Origin of the sequence: Labilibaculum sp. DW002, assembly GCF_029029525.1 — a bacterium.
Taxonomy (GTDB): Bacteria; Bacteroidota; Bacteroidia; order Bacteroidales; family Marinifilaceae; genus Paralabilibaculum; species Paralabilibaculum antarcticum.
In genome coordinates this window covers 89,791-113,023 of the sequence record NZ_JAKJSC010000004.1, presented here as the reverse complement: position 1 = coordinate 113,023, position 23,233 = coordinate 89,791, and the positions used below count along the sequence as shown (strand labels likewise).

Here is a 23,233-nt window from a genome sequence, read left to right as displayed (position 1 = left end):
AACCTCTTTAAGTAATATTTAAAGCTTACTTATCTCCTTTTTCAAGTTGAGATTTTAAAGCAGCCAATTCAGAAATATCACCTAAGGTAGTTTTTTCTAATGAATCTTTCATCTTCTTAACTCCTTTTTTCATGTTAGCTGACTCAGATTTTTTCTTTTCAGAAACTTCTGCACGCTTCACATCTTCGAAAGTTCTAGAGTGAGAAAGGATGATACGCTTAGCAGCTTTAGAGAATTCAATTACTTTGAAAGTAAGTTTCTCATCAACTTTAGCTTGTGATCCATCTTCTTTAACTAAGTGACGTGGAGTAGCGAATCCTTCAACACCGTAAGGAAGAGCAACAACAGCACCTTTTTCAAAAACTTCTACGATAGTACCTTCGTGAGTTGAGTCAGTAGCAAAGATTGTTTCGAATACATCCCATGGATTCTCTTCCAATTGCTTATGACCTAGACTCAATCTTCTGTTGTCTTTGTCTATTTCTAGAACTACAACTTCAATCTCAGCACCAATTTGAGTGAATTCAGCTGGATGCTTCACCTTCTTAGTCCAAGAAAGATCAGAAATGTGAATCAAACCATCAACACCTTCTTCAATCTCAACGAATACACCGAAGTTTGTGAAGTTACGAACCTTAGCAGCGTGCTTAGAGTTTACAGCATACTTAGCTTCTACACCTTCCCAAGGATCTTGCTTCAATTGCTTAAGTCCAAGAGACATTTTTCTTTCTTCACGATCTAAAGTGATAATTTGAGCTTCAACCTCATCTCCTACTTTCATGAAATCTTGCGCAGAACGTAAGTGCTGAGACCAAGACATTTCAGAAACGTGGATAAGACCTTCTACACCAGCAGCAATCTCAACGAATGCACCGTAATCAGCCATAACTACAACTTTACCCATTACTCTGTCGCCAACTTTCATTTCAGCGTCAAGAGCATCCCATGGATGAGGAGTAAGTTGCTTAAGACCTAAAGCGATACGTTTCTTATCATCATCGAAATCAAGAATTACAACGTTCAATTTCTGATCTAATTCAACGATTTCACTTGGATGAGAAACTCTACCCCATGATAAGTCAGTAATGTGGATCAAACCGTCTACACCACCAAGGTCGATGAATACACCATAAGAAGTGATATTCTTAACTGTTCCTTCAAGAACCTGACCTTTTTCAAGCTTAGCGATAATTTCTTTCTTCTGTTGCTCCAACTCAGCCTCAATAAGAGCTTTGTGAGATACAACAACGTTTTTGAATTCGTGATTGATTTTCACAACCTTGAATTCCATAGTTTTTCCTACGTAAATATCGTAGTCACGGATAGGCTTAACATCAATTTGAGAACCTGGCAAGAAAGCTTCAATACCAAATACGTCAACGATCATACCACCCTTAGTACGACACTTGATGTAACCCTTAATAATTTCGTCATTTTCAAGTGCAGAGTTCACACGATCCCATGAACGTAATGCACGAGCTTTTTTGTGAGAAAGAACTAACTGTCCTTTTTTGTCTTCTTGAGACTCAACGTAAACTTCAACAGTATCACCAACTGTTAATTCCGGGTTGTAACGGAATTCGTTTAATGATACGATACCGTCTGATTTGTAACCAATATTGATTACAACTTCTCTTTTGTTCATTGAGATAACGATACCATCGATAACCTCTTTTTCAGCAACAGTAGATAATGTTTTATCGTACTGAGCTTCTAAATCTGCTCTGTTAGCAGCAAAACCTGCATCTTCATTTTCAAATGCATCCCAATCAAATTCTGCTTCAACAGCAGCATTTTTGTTTTCTTCAACCATACTAAATAGTTTGTTTACTAGTAAATTAGACATTATATTATTTAAATCGCTGCAAAAGTATACAATTATTTTGAGGAATGAATAAGTTACGGCTATTTTTTAATAAAATCCGTTAAAAAAGTCTTATAAATCAATCAACAAAACAATTTTACACGAAACCCCCTCTACTCTATTCTAAAAACAATTTCGCTACAGCCTTTATATATTAAATAATCTACTATAACTTTACAGCCATTGAAACAAAAAACATCCACTTGTTAGGAGTAAAGAATATAAAACAATAATAAAATGAATATCGAAAAAGAATTACATAGTAGAAGCGGTTCTGTTTGTGAATTATGCGGAGCGGACAATAATCTTAAATCACTTGAGGTTAAACCATCTAATGGCACCGTTGATCAACACATATTAGTATGTAATACTTGCAACAATCAAATTGAAAACCCAGAACAAGTTGATGCAAACCACTGGCGATGCTTAAATGACAGCATGTGGAGCACTGTACCCGCAGTTCAAGTTATAGCTTGGAGAATGCTAAATCGATTACGTGCTGAAGGTTGGCCTCAAGATTTACTTGACATGCTTTACTTAGAAGAAGATACTTTAGAATGGGCGAAGGCAACTGGCGAAGGAGAAGATGATGAAGATGTAGTAAAACATATCGACAGTAATGGAGCTCAACTTCAAGCAGGCGATACAGTTACATTAATTAAAGATTTGAATGTTAAAGGTGGAGGCTTCACAGCAAAACGTGGAACTGCAGTCCGTAACATTTCATTAGTATCAGACAATGCTGAACATATCGAAGGAAGAGTAGAAGGACAGCACATTGTTATTCTAACGAAATACGTTAAAAAATCAAGCTAGAATACATCACTCGGAATAGTACAGGAATTCTAAATTGGGATTCCTGTTTTTTTTCATAAAAATTTAAATAGATTCTAAAAAGAATACTTTATTTAAGTTTCAAAATCTTTTCCCGAACAAAATAGCACTATTCACGTATCAAAATTAGCATTTAAGCTTAAATACAGTTATTTTAACTGCTACAAGTAAAAATTCACTTAATTTTACTTAATTGTTTTAAGCCATTATTTAAAATAATTAAAGAACATAAAAACATCGACTATATGAACATTACAATTATTGGTACAGGTTACGTGGGCTTAGTATCCGGAACTTGTTTTGCTGAAACGGGTATTACCGTCACTTGCGTTGACGTAGATCAGAAAAAAATCGACAACCTTAATCAGGGCATTATTCCTATTTATGAACCAGGACTAACTCCTATGGTTCAAAAAAACATGGAAAAAGGTCGCTTGTTCTTCTCAACTAGTCTTAAAGATAGTATTGCTGAAGCAGACGCAGTATTTATTGCGGTTGGAACTCCTCCCGATGAAGATGGTAGTGCGGATCTTCAATATGTACTTGGTGTTGCTAGAGAAATAGGAAAACATTCCGATCATTATATGGTTATCGTTACCAAAAGTACCGTACCAATCGGAACAGCTGAAAAAGTAAAAGCTGCCATACAAGATGAGCTAGATAAAAGAAAACAGGATATTCCATTCGATGTTGCATCAAACCCAGAATTCCTAAAAGAAGGAGCTGCTATTGATGACTTCTTGAAACCCGACCGAGTTGTAATTGGCACAGAATCTGAAAGAGCTCAAAAAGTAATGAAAAAACTTTACAAGCCTTTTTTAATGAACAACCATCCTGTAATTTTTATGGATATTCCTTCTGCTGAGATGACTAAATACGCTGCCAACTCTATGCTGGCAACAAAAATCTCTTTCATGAATGACATTGCCAACCTTTGTGAAATTGTTGGTGCTGATGTGAATAACGTTAGAAGAGGAATTGGTTCAGATACCAGAATTGGCCACAAATTTATTTATCCTGGCACGGGATATGGTGGATCTTGTTTCCCTAAAGATGTACAAGCCTTGGTTAAGACTTCCGAACAAAATGGTCATCCATTAGAAATTCTAAAATCGGTAGAACTTGTAAACAACAGACAAAAGAGTGTATTGTACAGGAAAATGATGACACATTTCAATGGCAATTTAAAAGGCAAAAAAATTGCAATTTGGGGACTTTCCTTTAAGCCTAACACAGATGATATGCGTGAAGCTCCTGCTCTTGTTATTATTGACAAGCTATTAAAAGAAGGTGCTGAAGTTGTTGCATACGATCCTGTTGCCATGGAAGAATGCCACCACAAAATTGGCGACTCCATTGGCTATGCAAAAGATCAATACGAAGCATTAATTGATGCAGATGCTCTTGTAGTAGTTACTGAATGGAATGAATTTAAGGTGCCAAACTTTAGAGTAATGGAGAAACTACTTAAAAACAAACTAATTTTTGATGGTAGAAACATTTACGACATCGAGGAGTTAATCGAAAACGAATACACCTATTATTCTATTGGTCGAAAAGCTATTTCTGCCGTACACGAAGCCGCTAGCAAATAAAATAAAAATCTCATCTCCTCTCTGAATTTAAATTCAGGGAGGATTTTAATACACACAAATATGAAAAGAGTTTTAGTAACTGGAGGTGCCGGATTTATAGGATCACACTTATGTGATAGACTTATAAAAGATGGACACGATGTCATTTGTCTCGATAATTATTTCACGGGTAGCAAGCGCAACATTGAACACCTCCTACCTCACCCTTACTTTGAGTTGGTTCGTCATGATGTAATTCAACCTTATTTTGCCGAAGTTGATCAGATTTATAATTTGGCTTGCCCGGCCTCTCCTGTTCATTACCAGTACAATCCCATTAAAACGACAAAAACGTCAGTTATGGGTGCTATTAATATGCTAGGATTAGCTAAAAGAATAAAGGCTCGTATATTACAAGCTTCAACAAGTGAAGTTTATGGCGATCCTGAAATTCATCCTCAGACTGAAGAATATTGGGGGAATGTGAATCCTATTGGAATCCGCTCATGCTACGACGAAGGTAAACGATGTGCTGAAACCTTGTTTATGGATTACCATAAGCAGAACCAGGTCGACATTAAAATCATGCGTATTTTCAACACCTATGGTCCCAATATGCATCCCAATGATGGTCGTGTCGTTTCAAATTTCATCATGCAAGCTCTAAAAAATCAAGACATTACAATTTATGGTGATGGATCGCAAAGCAGAAGCTTTCAATATGTCGACGATTTAGTAGAAGGTGCCATTAGAATGATGAATTCTCCAAAAGATTTTATAGGTCCTGTTAATATTGGTAATCCCAACGAGTTTACAATATTAGAATTAGCTCAGGAAGTTATTAGATTGACTCAATCTAAATCAAAGATTATCAACTTAGCTCTTCCTCAGGATGATCCAACACAAAGGCAACCAAACATTAGTCTGGCGAAAAAAGAGTTGAACAATTGGGAACCAAAAGTTCAATTAAATGAAGGATTGATAAAAACAATTTCGTATTTTGACAATCTCTTATCAAAATAACCTAAGCCCATGAAAGGTATCATACTTGCCGGAGGATCAGGCACAAGGCTGTATCCAATTACAAAAAGCATTTCAAAACAAATCATTCCGGTCTATGATAAGCCGATGATCTATTACCCATTATCGGTATTAATGCTTGCCGGCATACGCGATATCCTTATTATTTCAACACCAAAAGACTTGCCTCTTTACAAGGATCTTTTTGGGAATGGAAATCAGCTTGGCTTAACCATTTCTTATGAAGAACAAGCGTCTCCTGATGGCTTAGCTCAAGCATTTATTATCGGTGAAGAATTTATAGGAAACAGCCCTGTATGTATGATCTTAGGTGATAATCTTTACTATGGATATGAATTCAGCAAACAATTGGAAGCATCAGCAAAATTAACTGAAGGAGCTCTTGTTTTTGGCTATCATGTAAAGGATCCGGAAAGGTATGGTGTGGCGGAATTTGATGAAAATGGATTGGTTAAAAGCCTAGAAGAAAAACCAGAAATTCCAAAATCAAACTATGCGGTTACTGGTCTTTATTTTTACGACAACACAGTTGTTCAAAAAGCAAAATCTTTAAAGCCATCTAAACGAGGAGAGTTGGAAATAACCGACTTAAATCTACTTTACCTAAAAGAGAATAAATTAAGCTTACAGGTATTGGGAAGAGGAATTGCTTGGCTTGATACTGGCACTCATGACAGCATGTTACAAGCATCTAATTACATTGCGACAATTGAACAAAGGCAGGGCTTAAAAGTGGCCTGTCTTGAAGAAATTGCCTATCGAAATGGTTTTATTTCAAGGGAACAACTGCTTGATTTAGCCAAACCTCTCTTAAAAAATCAATATGGAGAGTATTTAGTTTTAATCGCAAACGAAAACATAAAAAAACAATAGCCTAGTAATGGACATTATAAAAACCAAGATTCCTGATCTTTTAATCATAAAACCTAAGGTATTCGAAGATGAAAGAGGATATTTTTTTGAAAGTTATAACGAAAGGGTTTTTCATGAAAAAGGTATAGATCTTGAATTTGTTCAAGACAATGAGTCTAAATCGGGATATGGTGTTATCAGAGGCTTGCATTACCAACTTGCTCCATATTCTCAAACTAAGCTAGTAAGAGTAATAGAAGGAAAGGTATTCGATGTTGCCGTAGACTTGCGACAAGACTCTCCGACATATGGTCAATGGAGTGGCATTGAATTATCTGCAGAAAATAAAATTCAATTCCTTGTCCCTAAGGGATTTGCACACGGCTTTTCAGTTTTAAGCAAATCAGCAACCTTTATTTACAAGTGTGATAATTTGTACAATCAAGAGGCCGAGAGAGGAATTGCTTATAATGATCCATCTTTAAATATCGATTGGAGAATACAACCTGGCAAAGAAATAATATCGCCTAAGGATAGAGTATTACCAAACTTCAGGGAAGCTGAAAAAAACTTTAAATACAGCAAATAAATATGCTCACTATTCTAATTACAGGATCAAAAGGTCAATTAGGAACTGAAATTCAAGAACTGTCGGCACATCATCAAGACATTCAATTTTTCTTTACGGATATTGAAGAGCTTGATATTTGCTCCGCAGATGCAATCAGAACCTATGTGCATGGCAAGCCTATCGATTATATTATAAACTGTGCAGCATACACCAACGTTGATCAAGCCGAGAAAAATGAAGAAAAGGCTAGAGAAATTAACGCTGAGGCAGCAAAAAACCTAGCTAGCATAGCTATCGAAAAAGACATAACACTAATTCACATTTCTACAGACTATGTTTTCTCTGGCGAAAACCACACCCCTTACACAGAACAAGAAAAAGCAAAACCATCTGGCATTTACGGAAAAACAAAATTTGAAGGAGAAGAATTTATTAGAAAGATATGCCCAAAGCATATCATCATACGCACTTCATGGCTCTACTCACCTTTTGGAAAAAATTTTCTTAAAACAATGCTTACTTTAGGTAAGGATAAAAAAGAGCTTGGCGTTGTAGTAGACCAAATTGGAACTCCAACTTACGCTTATGATTTAGCGGCATGTATTCTCGCAATCATCAATAAAACAACTAAGGATTTTTCTGAATACGGAACGTATCATTATTCTAACGAAGGAGTATGTAGTTGGTATGATTTTGCCACTGATATTCAAATCATAGCAAAAAATAAGTGCAATATTAAAAGCATTGAAAGTAAAGATTTTCAAACTCTTGCAAAAAGACCTTACTACAGCGTCTTGAATAAATCGAAAATTAAACATATTTTTGCAATTGAAATACCACACTGGAAAAGTAGAATTGAACATTGTATTAGAAGAATTATTGAATAGTTAACCGAAGAAATTGTGTCAAAATGAACAAAAGTGAGATTGTTGAAATCGTTAATGAAAAAGCTAAATCGTGGCTTGAGGGGAAGTATGATCAGGAAACCAAAAATGAAGTAAAATCTTTACTAGAAAAAGACGATCAATCTGATTTGATCGATTCTTTCTATAAAGATTTAGAGTTTGGAACTGGTGGGCTTAGAGGTAAAATGGGGCCAGGCACTAATCGCATGAATATATATACAGTTGGTGCAGCAACACAAGGTTTAGCCAATTATCTAAATGAGTGCTTTTCCGGAGAAGAAATTTCGATTTGTATTGGATACGACTGTAGAAATAATAGCAAATTGTATTCGGATACTGTGGCAAATATCTTTTCGGCAAATGGAATAAAGGCTTATATTTTCGATGATTTAAGACCTACTCCTGAAATGTCTTTCGCTATTCGTCAACTAGGCTGTAAGTCTGGTGTTATCATTACTGCGTCACATAATCCAAAGGAATATAATGGCTATAAAGCTTATTGGGACGATGGATCTCAAATTGTAACGCCTCACGATAAAAACATTATCGATGCCGTTAAAGCTGTAAAAATCGATGATATCAAATTCGAAGGAAATCCTGATCTTATTGAAGTTCTTGGAGCTGACATGGATAAACTTTATTTGGATACGGTTAAAACTCTAAGCTTATCTCCTAAATCAATCAAAAATCAAAAGGATTTAAAAATTGTTTTTACACCTCTGCATGGTACAACAGTTAAGCTAGTTCCGGATTCTCTAAAGAATTACGGCTTTGAAAACATTATTCACATTCCGGAGCAAGATGTTGTTGATGGCAACTTCCCTACCGTATGGTCTGCCAATCCTGAAGAGCCAGAAGCTTTAAAAATGGCTGTTGATAAAGCAAAAGAGGTCAATGCTGATTTAGTAATGGCTTGTGACCCTGATGGAGATAGACTAGGGATAGCTGTAACTAACGATAAAGATGAATGGGAGATTATTAATGGAAATCAAACCGCATTAATTTTCACATACTACCTTATTAGGAGAAGAAGAGAACTTGGTTTATTGACAGGAAACGAATACGTTGTTAAAACTATTGTCACAACTGAACTCTTTAAAGATGTTGCAATCAAAAATAAGGTAGAATGTTTTGATGCCTACACAGGTTTCAAATGGATTGCTGATGTTATTCGCAAAAATCCTGACAAAAACTATATTGGCGGAGGCGAGGAGTCATTTGGCTACATGCCAGGCGATTTTACTCGAGATAAAGATGCTGTTTCTTCATGTAGTATCATGGCTGAAATTGCAGCTTGGGCTAAAGATCAAGGAAAAAATCTATTTGACATTTTAAAAGAAATATATGTCGAATATGGCTTTTCTCGTGAAAAAATGATCTATATTGTAAGAGAAGGCTTAAGTGGCGCTCAAGAAATTGAGAAAATGATGCATGATTTCAGATTTAATAGTCCAAAAACAATTAACAACTCTCCGGTTGTTCTTGTTAAAGACTATACCATCCGTAAAGCAACAAACCCGACAAATGGTGAAGTCTCGGATCTTGATTTTGAAACAACGGCAGACGTTTTACAATTTTTCTTAGAGGATGGATCAAAAATTTCAGTTCGACCTTCAGGAACAGAACCTAAAATCAAATTTTACTTTGAAGTTCGTGAAACTCTTGACTCTATCGAGGATTTTTACGCTACTGAAGAAAAAGCGAATAAAAAAGTTCAAGGAATTATCGACTCTTTGAAATTAAACTAATACTTTAGGGTAGCCATTGCTACCCTAAACCTTTTTTCTATCTTATTATGGATAATAAAAGAACCATTCTATCTGTTGACGATTCTCCAATTAATAACAAATTAATTGAAGCCTATTTCAGACGTGATTATATTGTAATCTCAAAAGAAGGAGGCCAGCAAGCTCTTGACTGGCTAAATGATAACATTCCAGATGTTATTCTTCTCGATGTGATGATGCCAGTGATGGATGGCATGGACGTACTTGAAAAACTACAGGAAAGCGAAAGATTAAAAGAAATTCCTGTAATTATGGTTACTGCAAAAACTGAAATGGAAACCATTAAGGCTGCTTTAACCAAAGGTGCTCTTGACTACGTAAAAAAGCCTATTGATTTTACAGAATTGCAATCAAAAATCATGATTGCATTCCAAATCAACCAGCAAAAGCAAGAAATCTCTAAATACAAATCCTATTTTGACATTCACCAAGGCATGATTCATGCTCAAAGAATTCAGCGATCAATACTGCCTGACACTGAACACTTTAAGCGCATGTTTCCAAAATCATTCATCATAAACTTGCCAAAACATGTTGTAAGTGGTGATTTCTATTGGATTAATCAGAATTTCCAACAAAAAAACATTGGTGTATTTGATTGTACTGGTCATGGCGTTCCTGCAGCAATGCTGACAATGATGGGGCAAATGGAACTTCATACGCTTTCTCAAAATGGAAATGAAGTCTCAGCAGAACATGTTTTTCCTTTGCTAAGCCAAAAATTTAGTAGAATTCTGAATACTTCAGGAGACACCTACACGCAATATGATGGAATGGATGGACTATTTTGCTCTATTTATCCTCAGGACAATATTCTTGAATTTGTTGGTGCTAAAAGATCACTTGTATTGATTCGAAAAAATGCTGATAGCCTAAAAACAGACAGCGAAATAATTGAAGCTAAAGATAAAAACGAAGAATTTTCATTATTTGAAGTTCAAGGAGATCGTAATACAATTGGAAAAGAATCGGAATTTGCTGAATTCACCACAAAAAAGATCGAAACGCAGCCAGGAGACCGTGTTTTTATGTATACTGATGGGATAACTGATCAACTAGGCGGACAACAGCTAAAAACGCTTAAAAAGAAGCAATTTTACGAAAAACTGATGTCTATTCAAACAAAATCAATCAACCTTCAGAAATCTGATTTTTTCAATTGGCTAGACGAGTGGAAGGAAAACAATGAACAAACCGATGATATTTTATTGGTAGGTCTAGAATTATAATTCCAGTTCCTCATCCGGGAAGAAATCTTTTTTAAAATTCACCAGATACAATTTTTCAGTTGCTCGAGTTAATGCGGTATAAAGCCATCGATAAAATTCACGATTCAGCATATCTTCATTAATAAAACCCTGATCAATAAAAACCGCACTCCACTGCCCTCCCTGCGCTTTATGACATGTGATAGCATAAGCAAATTTCACTTGCAAAGCATTAAAGTACTTATTGTCTCTTACTTTCTCATAACGTTTTTTCTTTGAACGAATATCAGCATAGTCTTCTGAAATAGTAAAGAAAAGCTTTTTATTTTCCTCGTAACCTAATGATGCTGCTTCTATATTAAGCGTATCAAGCATGATCATTGTATCCAACTCAAGATCTTTATAATCCGGAAACCTTAAACTCACTTCTACATATCTGCAACCATAGAGCTCAACATGCTTACCAAGTCTAACAATCTCAACAATATCACCATTGGCAATAAAATCAATCTCTTTTACATCGGCAGTCCAGAAATAATTATTCTTTACAACCATCAAGTAGTCACCAACACAAATTTCATCCTCTCTATATAATATACTATTACGTATACCCTGATTGTATTGATTCGCACGTTTATTAGATCGACTAAGTACCATGGTTTCTTCTAAACCATATTTATAGTGCGCATTCGAAATTTCATCAATCAATTCCGCGCCACCAATTCGAAATATATCTGGAAACTTTTCAGTTGACAAAGCAGGAAAACCACTTCTTTCATCAGCAAGCATACATCTAAGTTCTGTTGCATTCTTTAATATACCTGACTCGTCAGCTTGACGAACAACTTGCTTTAAAGTCACTTCCTTAACAGACAAATTGTAACAAGATTCTAATTCTTTAGGATCTAAAGCAGGACTAATATCGATTCCAATAGGTGGCAATTGAGCAACATCACCTATTAGTATTAAACGGCAATTGCTTCCCGCAGAAACATAATCAACCAAATCATCCAATAAACAACCCGATCCAAAAGTGGAAGCTTCATGTGAATAATTTGATATCATTGAAGCCTCATCAACAATAAAAACAGTATTCGTATGCAGGTTACGATCTAAAGAAAACTCTCCAAAACCATCCGTAAGAGATTTTTGCCGGTAGATTTTTTTATGAATGGTATATGCGACCTTTTTTGAATAAAAAGTTAACACTTTAGCAGCCCTTCCTGTTGGCGCTAAAAGCACCGAATTGATTTTTAATTGGTCCAAAACGGCAACTAAAGCACTTACCAAGGTCGTTTTTCCGGTTCCAGCATAACCTTTTAATAAAAAAACTCCCTGCTTATCATTATTAGTTACATAATCTGCTAAACAGTCTATTGCCCTTTGCTGATCTTCGGTTGGATCGAATCGCAAACACTCTTTTATCATTAAGGCAAGATGTTTTTTTAGCATTTCTGTTAATTTTAACGGCTAGAAAAAATAACCAAACAGATTTTTTTTTTAAATTTGCAAACAAACTTACACAAACTAATAAGAATAAAAATGAAAAAAGTCTTTCAAATCTTACTTGCTTTTGTAATTGTTGCGCTTGGATACTTAAGCTACCAAAGCATTATGAAACCAATCGAATTTAAGAAAATCAAAACAGAACGTTATGAGAAGATTATCAAACAATTGAAAGATATTCGTAAAGCTCAGAACGCTTACAAAGAAGTAAATAAAAAATATACCGGAAGTTTTGATACTTTGATCTCATTTATCAAAACTGATTCAATGCCTATGATTAAGTCTATCGGTTCTTTAACTGATGAACAGATTGAAGCAGGTATGACTGAAAGAGAAGCTGTCTCTAAAGGATTTATTACTCGTGATACAATTATGGTATCAGCTTTAGATACTATTTTTGGAAAAGAATATCCAATTGAGAACTTGCGTGTGGTACCTTTCACAAAAGGACAAAGTGAATTTAAATTGGGTGCTGGTGTATTTGTAACTGGTTCTAATGTAAAAGTTCAGGTTTTCGAGGCTAAAGTTTCAAACACGCATATTTTCGCTGATATTCGTGATGAATATTTAGACGAATTAAAAGAAGAAAACGGTAACCGTATTCGTATAAACAAGTACCCTGGACTAAAAGTAGGTTCTCTTGAAGAAGCTAACAACGGATCAGGAAACTGGGAATAATCCAAGAGGAACATTATGGACGAATTATTATTTGTTGATTCAACATTTGAAAAGGATAATACGTCAAGATATATACTATCCATCCAGCTTAGTCTGGATGGATTTTCTTTTACTGTACTGAACGGTAATAAGAAATGTATTGTGCTTAACCGCTTCTCTCCCTTCCTTAAAAATGGAGATAAGAACCCTATTGCCTCGTTTGTTGAACTGGTTCGAAATCACGAACTACTCAATTTGGATTTTAAACAGATAACTGTATTGTGGGTTAGCAATAAAATTCTAATTCTTCCTGAAGAATTTTTCTCTGAAGAATTTGCATTTGAAAGCTTCCAATTATCGCATGATTTAAAAACAGAGGATAGTTTACTTTGGAATAAAATTCCTGAGTTAAATGCTTGGGGTGTTTTTTCAATACCTACCTGCATTACTGATTTTATTCACTCCCACTTCGCAAACGTAAAACTATATCATCATAGTTTACCTTTTTTCTCGTTGGCGTTAAAAGAAAAGTTACCGGATGGTCATCCTCAAGTTTTTCTAAATGTTCAAAATGATTTCTTTCATGTGATTATTCCTGATCGAAAAGGAAAACATTTCATCAATACTTTTACCTACAATACCGATTCGGATTTAGCTTATTACATCCTTAATATTTTTAAGCAACAAAATCTGAACAACGAGCGAAGCAAGTTAATTATTGATGGAGCAGTTCAAGAAGAAAGTAAAGTAGTTCAACTACTAAAAAAATATTTAGGCCAGGTCGAAGTAAAGTTGCTTCCTTTGGAATTCAGAATTAACGGTAGTATTCCTCACAAAGAATACAATCAATTTATTAATTTACTAAATTTATCCAAGTGCGAATAATTAGTGGTACACATAAAGGAAGACGAATAAGCCCTGATAAAAGTTTTAAAGCTCGTCCTACAACCGATTTTGCAAAAGAGAACCTTTTTAATGTTTTAAACAATACAATCGATTTTGAAGACTTAAAAGTACTCGATTTGTTTGGTGGAACAGGTAGCATCAGTTATGAATTTGCCTCACGAGGAGCTAAAAAGGTGATCTGTGTGGAAAAAGATTACCGCCACTTCACTTTCATTCAAAAGACAATTAAAGATTTGAAATTTGAGCAAATATTAGCAATCAAATCTGATGTATTTCGCTTTTTAAGAAATTACGCTCAGAAATTTGACCTTATTTTTGCTGACCCCCCTTATGATCTTGATACAATTGATTCAATTCCTGAATTGGTTTTTGAAAAAGAATTATTAGCTGAAGATGGAATATTAATCGTTGAACACGGTTCGAAAAATGATTTTTCGACTCACCCAAACTTTTTTGAATTGAGAACCTATGGAAGCGTAAATTTCAGCTTCTTTAAGTTAAAGTGAGTTCCCAAATAAGGCTTTGTGAAAAAAAAAGAATTTTTATCAAATCGTAACACTCTCAAAACCGCTATTTTACTATATCAAGAGAGGATCTAAAGCAAAAAAAAATCAAAACCTCTATTGCAAGTAAAAAAACTTGCATTATCTTTGCATCGCATTCAGGAAAAGGTCAGACTAACGAGTCGACTGTAAATATTCCTATTGTATTTTGGTTTGGTAGTTCAGTTGGTTAGAATACATGCCTGTCACGCATGGGGTCGCGAGTTCGAGTCTCGTCCAGACCGCCAAAATAGAGTTTTGATTCGTTACTCTTTAAATAAACAAATCGCATTTTGGTTTGGTAGTTCAGTTGGTTAGAATACATGCCTGTCACGCATGGGGTCGCGAGTTCGAGTCTCGTCCAGACCGCCAAAATAGAGTTCTGATTCGTTACTCTTTAAATAAACAAATCGCATTTTGGTTTGGTAGTTCAGTTGGTTAGAATACATGCCTGTCACGCATGGGGTCGCGAGTTCGAGTCTCGTCCAGACCGCCAAAATAGAGTTTTGATTCGTTACTCTTTAAATAAACAAATCGCATTTTGGTTTGGTAGTTCAGTTGGTTAGAATACATGCCTGTCACGCATGGGGTCGCGAGTTCGAGTCTCGTCCAGACCGCCAAAATATAAGCCTTCGATTCACATGAATCGAAGGCTTTTTTGATTCTATATCTCCTTCAAAAAGCATTAGAAAATCGATAAAGTCGAATACATGCCTGTCATCCCGAGAATCGGGACGTATTCGAGTCTCGTCAAGACCGCCAAAATATAAGCCTTCGATTCTTTTGAGTCGAAGGCTTTTTTGATTCTATATCTCCCTCAAAAAGCATTAGAAAATCGATAAAGTCGAATACATGCCTGTCATACCGAAAATCTTGACGAGTTCGAGTCTCGTCAAGACCGCCAAAATAGTATAAGCTTCTATAGCTATTGAGTCTGATTTTTTTTGATTAATACAATTATCACTAATTTACACGAAACAATATTTTACAAACATGTTTTTTGTATACATCATTCAAAGTAAAACTAACTTCTCCTATTATATCGGATATAGTGGTAATTTAGAAAGAAGACTAATCTATCACAACTCCGGAAGGTCAAGGTATACAAGTAAAAATACACCTTGGAAACTAATCTACTTTGAAAAATTTGATTCAAAATCAGACGCAATAAAACGTGAAATATTTATAAAGAGACAAAAGAGTAGAGTTTTCATTGAAGAATTAATAGCTAATTCTACTATTGAAAACTACAATATTTAGAATACATGCCTGTCATCCCGAGAATCGGGACGTATTCGAGTCTCGTCCAGACCGCCAAAAATGTTTAAAGCCTTCGATTCTTTTGAGTCGAAGGCTTTTTTGATTCTATATCTCCCTCAAAAAGCATTAGAAAATCGATAAAGTCGATTACATGTTTGCCATCCCGAAAATCGGGACGTATTCGAATCTCACCCATATCTTCAAAATACTATAAACTGTAGAAATATAATTCCCTTCTCACCAAGAAAGAGGTCAAGCGTAAAAAAAAGAGCTATAACTCCTCAATATATTTTTGTATCTTCAAAACAGATATCAAAATTCACACTTATGCAAAAGCAAATTTTTAACGAACTTTGGAAACGGTATACAGCGCAGAATCCATCTGCGCAAGCCATTCACGATCTTTTCACCAAAGAAGGTGAAAATGTGATAAACGATCATGTTGCCTTTCGTACTTTTGATGATCCGCGAATGAATATTCAGATTTTAGCCAAGAAATTCGTAAAAGCAGGCTACGAATATAAAGGAGAATACAAATTCGAAGACAAACATCTTAATGCGGTACATTTAGAACACCCAAGTGAGGAAAATGCTCCAAGAGTTTTCATATCGGAACTAATCCTATCTGAATTTTCGGAAGATTTTCAGAATCTGATTAAAAAAAGAATTAACTCTGTAGGTAATGCCTATTATGGCGATCCTGATATGATTTACAAAGGCCGCGTTTGGGGAAAACCATCATACGCTGAATATGAAACCCTAAGAAAGGAATCGGAATATGCAGCATGGTTATATGTTCATGGATTTAGAGTAAATCACTTTACCGTTAGCATTAATGCTCTAAAAAAATACGACAGCATCGAAAAGGTGAATCAGTTTATTAAAGATTGTGGCTTTGAAATGAATGCTTCGGGAGGTGAAATAAAAGGAACTCCAGAGAAATTATTACAACAATCGTCTACCCTTTCAGAAATTATAAAGGTTGAATTTGAAGAAGGCACCTACGAAATACCAGCTTGCTTCTACGAATTTGCCATTCGTTACCCTGATGAAAGTGGTGAAATATTTTCTGGTTTTATTGCAGCAAATGCAAATAAAATTTTCGACAGCTCAAATTTTAGAGAAGTCTAAATACTTACACCTTATTCTTAAACGCAAAACTCCATAAGGGTTTTGCGTTTTTTATGCAAAATTTCGTCATCAAATCGTTCTAAATGAATAGGTAGCTATTATATTTGTGTCTGTAACAATCCCAAACAAAATGAAAACCCTACAAACATTCCTACTATTCATCTGTATTATTTTGGCAGCATGTAATACTCCGACTCAAAATATTCCTGTAGAAGCTGGCGTTGCCAAGAAAATGGCAGAATATCGTACAAAAATCATTTCTGATCTTGAATATCAATTAACATTCGAGATACCAGAAAATCGAGATGTAAACATTCCTGCAAAAAATACCATTAACTTTAGCCTTTTAGAGGTAACTCAAGATTTGCAAATTGATTTTCGTGAAAAGGCAAGCCTAATTCTTCAGGTAATTTGTAATGGTGAAAAATCAAACTACCGATTCGAAAAGGAGCATATCATTATCCCGAAAGGAGAATTACTAAAAGGTAGCAACCACATCGAAATTGAGTTTACTACTGGGAATACTTCTTTGAATCGTAACGATGAATTCCTATATACTTTATTCGTTCCTGATCGTGCCAGAACAGCTTTTCCTTGTTTCGATCAACCAAATTTAAAAGCAAATTTTGAATTAACTCTTAGCATTCCTTCACATTGGAAGGCTATGGGAAATGGTAAATTAATATCGCAAAAAGAAAATGGCAAAAGAACAACTTATAAGTTTCTAAAGACAAAGCCACTCCCAACTTATCTTTTCTCTTTTGTAGCCGGACAATTTGAAACAATCACACGTGAATACAAGGGGAAAAAGCATACCATGTATCACCGGGAGACTGATTCTGAAAAATTAGCTAACAATACCGATGAAATTTTCCGTGTCCTTTTCGAATCATTAGATTGGTTAGAAGCATACACTGATGTACCCTATCCTTTTGCAAAATATGACATTGTTGTCATTCCATCATTTCAATATGGAGGTATGGAACACACAGGAGCAACCTTATACAATGCCTCTAAGCTATTCTTAGACAAGAATGCCTCTAATAGCAGTATTCGATATCGTGCAAACTTAATAGCCCACGAAACGGCTCATATGTGGTTTGGCGATTTAGTTACCATGAAATGGTTCGATCAGGTTTGGCTAAAAGAGGTCTTCGCCAATTTCCTTGCAGATAAAATAACAAACCCAAGCTTCCCAAACATGAACCACGACTTGAAATTTCAAATGGCTCATGTTCCAAGCTCCTTTAGCGTAGATCGCACAACAGGTGCTAACCCTATCAATCAGGTTTTACCAAACCTTAAGGATGCCGGAACTGTGTATGGCGCGATTATCTACCACAAATCGCCAATTGTGATGAATATGCTTGAGAATATTACTGGTGAGGAAGCTTTAAAAAAAGGCCTGCAAGCTTATATGAAGAACTATGCTTATGCTAATGCAAGTTGGGAAGATTTGATTGGCATTCTTGATCAGCATACCGAAAGCAATTTAGCAGAATGGAGTAAGGTTTGGGTCGATAAGCCCGGAAGAGCTCACATCACTTCTGATTTGACTGAAGAAAATGGTAAAATATCCGAATTGAAACTTACTCAGAGCGATGCAAAAGGTAATGCTGGAGATTGGAATCAAGATTTGACTCTTGTTCTTGGCTACGCTAACAAAACAATTAGCCTACCTGTTCAGTTGGATCAATCGCAAGTACTTGTTGCCGATGCAAAAGGAATGGCTGTTCCTGAATACATCATCCCAAATGGAAAAGGAAATGCCTATGGATTCTTTAAAATGGATGCGAAAACAAAGAAATTTCTACTTAAGGATATCCATAAAGTTAAAGACGATTTGCAAAGAGGTGTTGCCTGGATTAACCTTTACGAGAATCTTAGAGAAGGAGAAATTAGTGGAAAGGACTTTTTACTAGCAGCAGAGGAGCAATTGTCAATCGAAAAAAATACGCTGATTTTATCTCGAATTCTCTCCTACCTTAAGTCGGTTTATTGGTTGCATATTAGTGCTGACGAAAGAAAACAATTCGGTTCGCACTTGGAAGAAAGCCTTTGGATTCGCTTAAGTGAAGAAAAAGACATGGGCAATAAATCAAGTCTATACACGACATTGAGCAATATTGCAGAAAGCCCAGCTCATTTGGAGCAACTTTACAAGGTTTGGAAAGAAGAAATTGCAATAGGTGGCTTTAGCCTATCGGAAAGCAAAGCTACTGCCTTGGCATGTAATTTGGCGATTAAAATGCCTGAGAAGGCTGATGAAATTGTAGCAACACAAATCGATCGTATCAAAAACCCAGACAGTAAGAAAAAGATGCAATTTGTAGCGCCTGCCCTTTCTGCCGATCAGCCAATCCGTAAAGAATTCTTTGCTAGCCTACATAAAGCTGAAAATAGAGAAACAGAACGTTGGGTATTGGATGCCTTACACTATTTGCACCATCCATTGCGAGAGAAAGAAGCCCTGACTTATCTTCCTGAAAGCTTAGAGCTATTGCAAGAGATTCAGCTTACTGGTGATATCTTTTTCCCTTACAATTGGCTGAGCGCTTCGTACAGTGGACACCAATCGAAAGAGGTTGGCGACATTACGCGCAAATTCTTGGAAGAACGCCCTAATTATCCGGAAAATTTGAAAATGAAGATCTTGCAGACTGCTGATGTGGTGCTAAAGAAGTAAAAATATTCAAGGGAAAAAGATAAAAAAGGCTCTTTCTCATTGTGGAAGAGCCTTTCCCTTTGAATGAAAGATTCTTCGGCAAGCTCAGAATGACCCAACTCATATGATTATTTTATGTGGCTAAAGCCAATTTCTTAATTGCATATTATCAGTTGCTTAAAAGCAACTGCAATAGATACATTTCTCCTGTTAACATATAAACTTACAAAACAAAAAATAGAAGCCCATTACTAAATCCATTTCATCTTATCAGTTATCTGAAAGCAAGAGCAATAGATGCTTCTCTTTTATTTATTGCTGTTTGGCTTTAGCCAACTGATCAGAAATCATTTTTCTATTTTGCTTTAGCATCTTCTAAAAGAAAGCTGATTGAGCACAAAAAAAAGACCAAGCTAAATGCTTGGTCTTTCGATATCTTAATCCGAAACCGTTTTGTTTACGGTAATTAGTTCTTTGTATCTTTTACGATAACATCGTGCGCACCACCTTCTACAATACTTGTAGATGAAACCAAAGTAATTTTAGCTTCGGCTTGCAACTGAGCAATTGTAAGAACACCACAACTACACATGGTCGATTTAATTTTACCAGTTGTGATTTCCAAGTTGTCTTTCAATTTACCTGCATAAGGCACGTAACTGTCAACACCTTCTTCAAACTTAAGGCTGTTGTTACCACCCATATCGTAACGTTGCCAGTTTCTAGCTCTGTTCGAACCTTCGCCCCAATATTCTTTTACGTAGTTGCTACCAATTAAAAGCTTTCTTGTTGGACTCTCATCAAAACGAGCGAAATATCTTCCCATCATTAGGAAATCGGCACCCATTGATAAGGCTAGTGTCATATGATAATCCTGAACAATACCACCATCTGAACAGATTGGAATGTACTCGCCAGTTTTTTCGAAATACTCATCGCGTGCAGCTGCAACTTCGATAATAGCAGTTGCCTGACCTCTACCAATTCCTTTTTGCTCACGTGTAATACAAATAGATCCGCCACCTACACCAACTTTAATAAAATCAGCACCAGCTTCGGCTAAATATAAGAAACCTGCTTTGTCAACAACATTACCAGCACCAACAGAAACCTTACCTTTGTAATGTTCTTTTATCCATTGAATGGTAATTTTCTGCCATTCTGAAAATCCATCAGATGAATCGATACAAACCGTATCAACGCCAGCATCGACCAATGCAGGTACACGCTCTTCGTAATCTCTTGTATTGATTCCAGCACCTACAACTAATCTCTTATGATCGTCTAATAATTCGTTGTGATTCTCTTTGTGATTATCGTAATCTTTTCGGAATACAAAATATTTTAAATTTTGATCCTTATCGATAACTGGAAGCGTATTTAATTTGTGCTCCCAAATAATATCATTTGCTTCTGTTAAAGAAATTCCAAGCTCACCAACAGCCAATTCTGGCAATGGTCGCATAATATCTTTTACTTTTTTACTCAAACTATCTTTACTGATACGGTAATCGCGCCCTGTAATAATTCCTAAAAATTTTCCGTTTGGACTACCATCTTCAGTTACACCAATAGTAGAAAAACCCGTTGATTCTTTTAGGTTTAGAACATCCTCTAAAGTTTGCTCTGGTGTAATATTAGCACGACTTTCTACGAATCCAGCTTTGTGTTTCTTTACTCTTCGAACCATATCAGCCTGCTGTTCGATAGACTGAGAACCGTAAATAAAGGAAACACCACCTTCTTTTGCTAAAGCAATTGCCATTCCGTCGTCAGAAACTGACTGCATAATAGCCGAAACAAAAGGGGTTTTCAAATTGATTTTTGAGGATTCTCCTTTTTTAAATCGAACCAAAGGAGTAATCATGTCAACCTTATCTGGAGTACAATCTACCGTAGTTAATCCTGGAATAATTAAATACTCTGTAAAGGTTCTTGAAACTTCATTAATAATCTTAGCCATGGTTGTTCAGTAATTATGCAATGCTTGTTTAAATAAAAAATTTCACGAAGGTAAATAAAATACTTCTTCTATCATGCATTCAAAATAAAGTATAATCAATCAAAAATAAAAAAAAATATCCTAAGATCTTATTATGTCAAAGATATAACTTTCTAAATACTCTTAAAACTTCTGTATTACAAGTACTCCCGTTAGAATTAGAGCCACGCCAAATGCTCTACCCCAATTAATTGGCTGAACAGGAATACCAAACATGCCAAAATGATCGATCACCATAGAAAATACCAACTGACCAGCTACAATTAATCCGAAACTCAAGGCTGCTCCTAATCTAGGAATCAGAAAAATGATCGAACCAACGAATGTAGCTCCCATCAATCCGCCGATCCAAGCATAGATTGGTGCTTCTTTTGCTGCTAACAACAAATTATTTGGAGTGCGTGTTCCCAATATAATTAGAAGAAGAATAAATCCTCCAACCATAAAATTAACCAATGCAGCCATTATTGGGGCTTTTAAAAAGCCACCTAATTTAGCATTAAGACTTGCCTGAATGGGTAAAAGACAGCCAACAGCAAGAGCTAATAACATTAGAAAATATCTCATCCACAAAAATTTAAATAATTTGTGCAAATGTAAGCTTTTCTTGAGAACCTTCGCCTCATTCTCTTCTCTTCAAAAAAAATTGCATGATGATTTACCTGCAGATTAAACGATAAGTTTGTACACCGCAGAAGTATTCTGTAGGGATTCTAAACAATTGATGCGGTTTTGTAGTGAGCAGAAAGGCTTTTTGTTATTTGGTCAAAAAAAGCCCAAGCTGGTAGCATGGGCTGTAAGTTTAGTATTTGGTATCAAGGCTATTAAACGTTCTTCATAAAATTCTATTCGCTTTTTTGCCTTTTCAGAATTTTAGCAATTCTATTATTTATGATTTGTGACAAGTTCCAATTGTACAGTTTAGAATCAGTTGTGCTATAGAATTCAACAACAACAGCATCAAGATCTTTGTGATATTTTGCAAAACTTTGGTATCCTGGAACCCAACCTCCATGTTCATATTCATAAATGGAAGCATAAATTTCCTGTTCTCCAGGTTCAAACAATGATCCATCGTTCAATGCCCTTAGGAAAATCCCCACGTCTTCTGCTGTGGCCAACATGCCATGCTCGTCTGTCTTCAAATCAAGGGGATGTCCTACATGATAGCCACTCATTACATCATCTATATTCACTTCACTTAGCGAGCTGAAGGTATTGTTAAGGTTTAGTGGCTTTAAAATTTCTTCCTGAATGAATTGAAAGTTCCCATAACCTAGCACATCATCCATTATTCTATTGATTAACAAATAATTCGTATTACAATATTCATAATCTTTACCGGGATCAAAATTGGCCGGCTTATCCAGAATCAATGCAAGACTCTCTTCATAGCTCTCTGTTGGAGCTGCCCAAAAATTCGGAGCGTCCGTAAAATTGGGAATGCCACTTTTATGCTGTATCATCAACCTCAAGGTGATTTTATCTGCATTCTCAATTCTTCCCACAAGTTCCGGTAAATAATCGGCGATGGTTTTATCCAAAGAAAGACGTTCATGACTTACCAATTTGGTGACAGCCACAGCATCATATAGCTTGCTGATACTGGCAATCTTAAATAAGGCTTGCGCTTTGGCAGGTATCTTTACTTCTCTATCGTGCCAACCTGAAGCAAAATACTGAGGTGGTTTACCAGCTTGATCTACATAAACAATCATTCCATCAAACCCATGATCAATGGCCTCATCCAACTGTTCTTGAACTGTATTGGGTAGTGGTAAAATCCACGCCTTTACCAAAAGCCATGGTACAAAAAACATGGAAGTAATGGTTCCAATAAGCAATACTATTCTGATTATTCTTTTTGTTAGTTTCTTTGTCATACTATTTTAGGATGGTGATTTTTTATGAAATTACAATGTGAAGCT

Annotated in this window: 19 protein-coding genes and 4 tRNA genes; 18 read left to right on the top strand and 5 right to left on the bottom strand. The window is 35.7% G+C overall.

The genetic code is table 11. The features are described from left to right. Positions 1–25: 25 nt before the first annotated feature. On the bottom strand, positions 26–1,846 hold the full coding sequence (rpsA, locus tag L3049_RS15835; RefSeq protein WP_275110792.1) for a 30S ribosomal protein S1: 1,821 nt from the start codon (positions 1,844–1,846) through the stop codon (positions 26–28). Positions 1,847–2,302: 456 nt separating this feature from the next. Between rpsA and L3049_RS15830 the strand changes: the two genes are divergently transcribed. The 8 genes from L3049_RS15830 (at position 2,303) to L3049_RS15795 (ending at position 10,657) form a co-directional block, all read left to right on the top strand. Next, positions 2,303–2,680 (top strand): alkylphosphonate utilization protein, encoded by a 378-nt coding sequence (locus tag L3049_RS15830; protein WP_275110791.1) that lies wholly within the window; start codon positions 2,303–2,305, stop codon positions 2,678–2,680. A 263-nt stretch (positions 2,681–2,943) separates the two neighbouring features. Continuing rightward, positions 2,944–4,293, top strand: coding sequence for a UDP-glucose dehydrogenase family protein (locus L3049_RS15825; protein ID WP_275110790.1), 1,350 nt, complete (start codon positions 2,944–2,946; stop codon positions 4,291–4,293). Positions 4,294–4,353: 60 nt separating this feature from the next. Further along, positions 4,354–5,295 (top strand): UDP-glucuronic acid decarboxylase family protein, encoded by a 942-nt coding sequence (locus tag L3049_RS15820; protein ID WP_275110789.1) that lies wholly within the window; start codon positions 4,354–4,356, stop codon positions 5,293–5,295. A 9-nt stretch (positions 5,296–5,304) separates the two neighbouring features. Beyond that, on the top strand, positions 5,305–6,186 hold the full coding sequence (gene rfbA / locus L3049_RS15815) for a glucose-1-phosphate thymidylyltransferase RfbA (protein ID WP_275110788.1): 882 nt from the start codon (positions 5,305–5,307) through the stop codon (positions 6,184–6,186). A 7-nt stretch (positions 6,187–6,193) separates the two neighbouring features. Continuing rightward, positions 6,194–6,754, top strand: a complete 561-nt coding sequence (rfbC, locus tag L3049_RS15810; RefSeq protein ID WP_275110787.1) for a dTDP-4-dehydrorhamnose 3,5-epimerase — start codon at positions 6,194–6,196, stop codon at positions 6,752–6,754. A 2-nt stretch (positions 6,755–6,756) separates the two neighbouring features. Beyond that, positions 6,757–7,623: a dTDP-4-dehydrorhamnose reductase gene (gene rfbD, locus L3049_RS15805; protein WP_275110786.1), complete on the top strand. Its 867-nt coding sequence runs from the start codon at positions 6,757–6,759 to the stop codon at positions 7,621–7,623. A 23-nt stretch (positions 7,624–7,646) separates the two neighbouring features. After that, entirely contained in the window at positions 7,647–9,389 is a 1,743-nt protein-coding gene (locus tag L3049_RS15800; protein ID WP_275110785.1) for a phospho-sugar mutase, read from the top strand. 47 nt (positions 9,390–9,436) lie between these two features. Further along, positions 9,437–10,657, top strand: a complete 1,221-nt coding sequence (locus L3049_RS15795) for a PP2C family protein-serine/threonine phosphatase (RefSeq protein ID WP_275110784.1) — start codon at positions 9,437–9,439, stop codon at positions 10,655–10,657. Here the strand turns inward: L3049_RS15795 and L3049_RS15790 are convergent. Next, positions 10,652–12,088 (bottom strand): ATP-dependent DNA helicase, encoded by a 1,437-nt coding sequence (locus tag L3049_RS15790; RefSeq protein WP_275110783.1) that lies wholly within the window; start codon positions 12,086–12,088, stop codon positions 10,652–10,654. The genes L3049_RS15795 and L3049_RS15790 overlap by 6 nt on opposite strands. A 90-nt stretch (positions 12,089–12,178) precedes the next feature. Between L3049_RS15790 and L3049_RS15785 the strand changes: the two genes are divergently transcribed. From L3049_RS15785 to L3049_RS15745, 10 genes are all read left to right on the top strand, one after another. Continuing rightward, entirely contained in the window at positions 12,179–12,820 is a 642-nt protein-coding gene (locus tag L3049_RS15785; RefSeq protein WP_275110782.1) for a hypothetical protein, read from the top strand. A gap of 15 nt (positions 12,821–12,835) precedes the next feature. Then, positions 12,836–13,684 (top strand): DUF3822 family protein, encoded by an 849-nt coding sequence (locus L3049_RS15780; protein ID WP_275110781.1) that lies wholly within the window; start codon positions 12,836–12,838, stop codon positions 13,682–13,684. Beyond that, the gene (gene rsmD, locus L3049_RS15775) at positions 13,675–14,211 is read left to right on the top strand and encodes a 16S rRNA (guanine(966)-N(2))-methyltransferase RsmD (RefSeq protein ID WP_275110780.1); all 537 of its coding nucleotides are present in this window, start codon (positions 13,675–13,677) and stop codon (positions 14,209–14,211) included. Before L3049_RS15780 ends, rsmD begins: the two co-directional genes overlap by 10 nt. 207 nt (positions 14,212–14,418) lie before the next feature. Then, a tRNA-Asp gene (locus L3049_RS15770) sits at positions 14,419–14,495 on the top strand. A 47-nt stretch (positions 14,496–14,542) separates the two neighbouring features. Next, positions 14,543–14,619 (top strand) — tRNA-Asp (locus L3049_RS15765). A 47-nt stretch (positions 14,620–14,666) separates the two neighbouring features. Then, a tRNA-Asp gene (locus L3049_RS15760) sits at positions 14,667–14,743 on the top strand. Positions 14,744–14,790: 47 nt separating this feature from the next. Beyond that, positions 14,791–14,867 (top strand) — tRNA-Asp (locus tag L3049_RS15755). A 373-nt stretch (positions 14,868–15,240) separates the two neighbouring features. Then, positions 15,241–15,507, top strand: a complete 267-nt coding sequence (locus L3049_RS21675) for a GIY-YIG nuclease family protein (RefSeq protein ID WP_425440821.1) — start codon at positions 15,241–15,243, stop codon at positions 15,505–15,507. Positions 15,508–15,834: 327 nt separating this feature from the next. Next, positions 15,835–16,638: a DUF1338 domain-containing protein gene (locus tag L3049_RS15750; RefSeq protein WP_275110779.1), complete on the top strand. Its 804-nt coding sequence runs from the start codon at positions 15,835–15,837 to the stop codon at positions 16,636–16,638. Positions 16,639–16,768: 130 nt separating this feature from the next. Next, the gene (locus L3049_RS15745; RefSeq protein WP_275110778.1) at positions 16,769–19,324 is read left to right on the top strand and encodes a M1 family aminopeptidase; all 2,556 of its coding nucleotides are present in this window, start codon (positions 16,769–16,771) and stop codon (positions 19,322–19,324) included. A gap of 445 nt (positions 19,325–19,769) precedes the next feature. Here the strand turns inward: L3049_RS15745 and L3049_RS15740 are convergent, their stop codons facing one another. The 3 genes from L3049_RS15740 to L3049_RS15730 all read right to left on the bottom strand — a co-directional run bounded on the left by L3049_RS15740 (position 19,770) and on the right by L3049_RS15730 (position 23,188). Continuing rightward, complete coding sequence (locus tag L3049_RS15740; protein WP_275110777.1) at positions 19,770–21,266, bottom strand: IMP dehydrogenase; 1,497 nt, start codon at positions 21,264–21,266, stop codon at positions 19,770–19,772. Between the two features lie 162 nt (positions 21,267–21,428). After that, positions 21,429–21,872, bottom strand: a complete 444-nt coding sequence (locus tag L3049_RS15735; protein WP_275110776.1) for a DMT family transporter — start codon at positions 21,870–21,872, stop codon at positions 21,429–21,431. Positions 21,873–22,150: 278 nt separating this feature from the next. Then, on the bottom strand, positions 22,151–23,188 hold the full coding sequence (locus tag L3049_RS15730; protein ID WP_275110775.1) for a serine hydrolase domain-containing protein: 1,038 nt from the start codon (positions 23,186–23,188) through the stop codon (positions 22,151–22,153). Positions 23,189–23,233 lie beyond the last annotated feature (45 nt).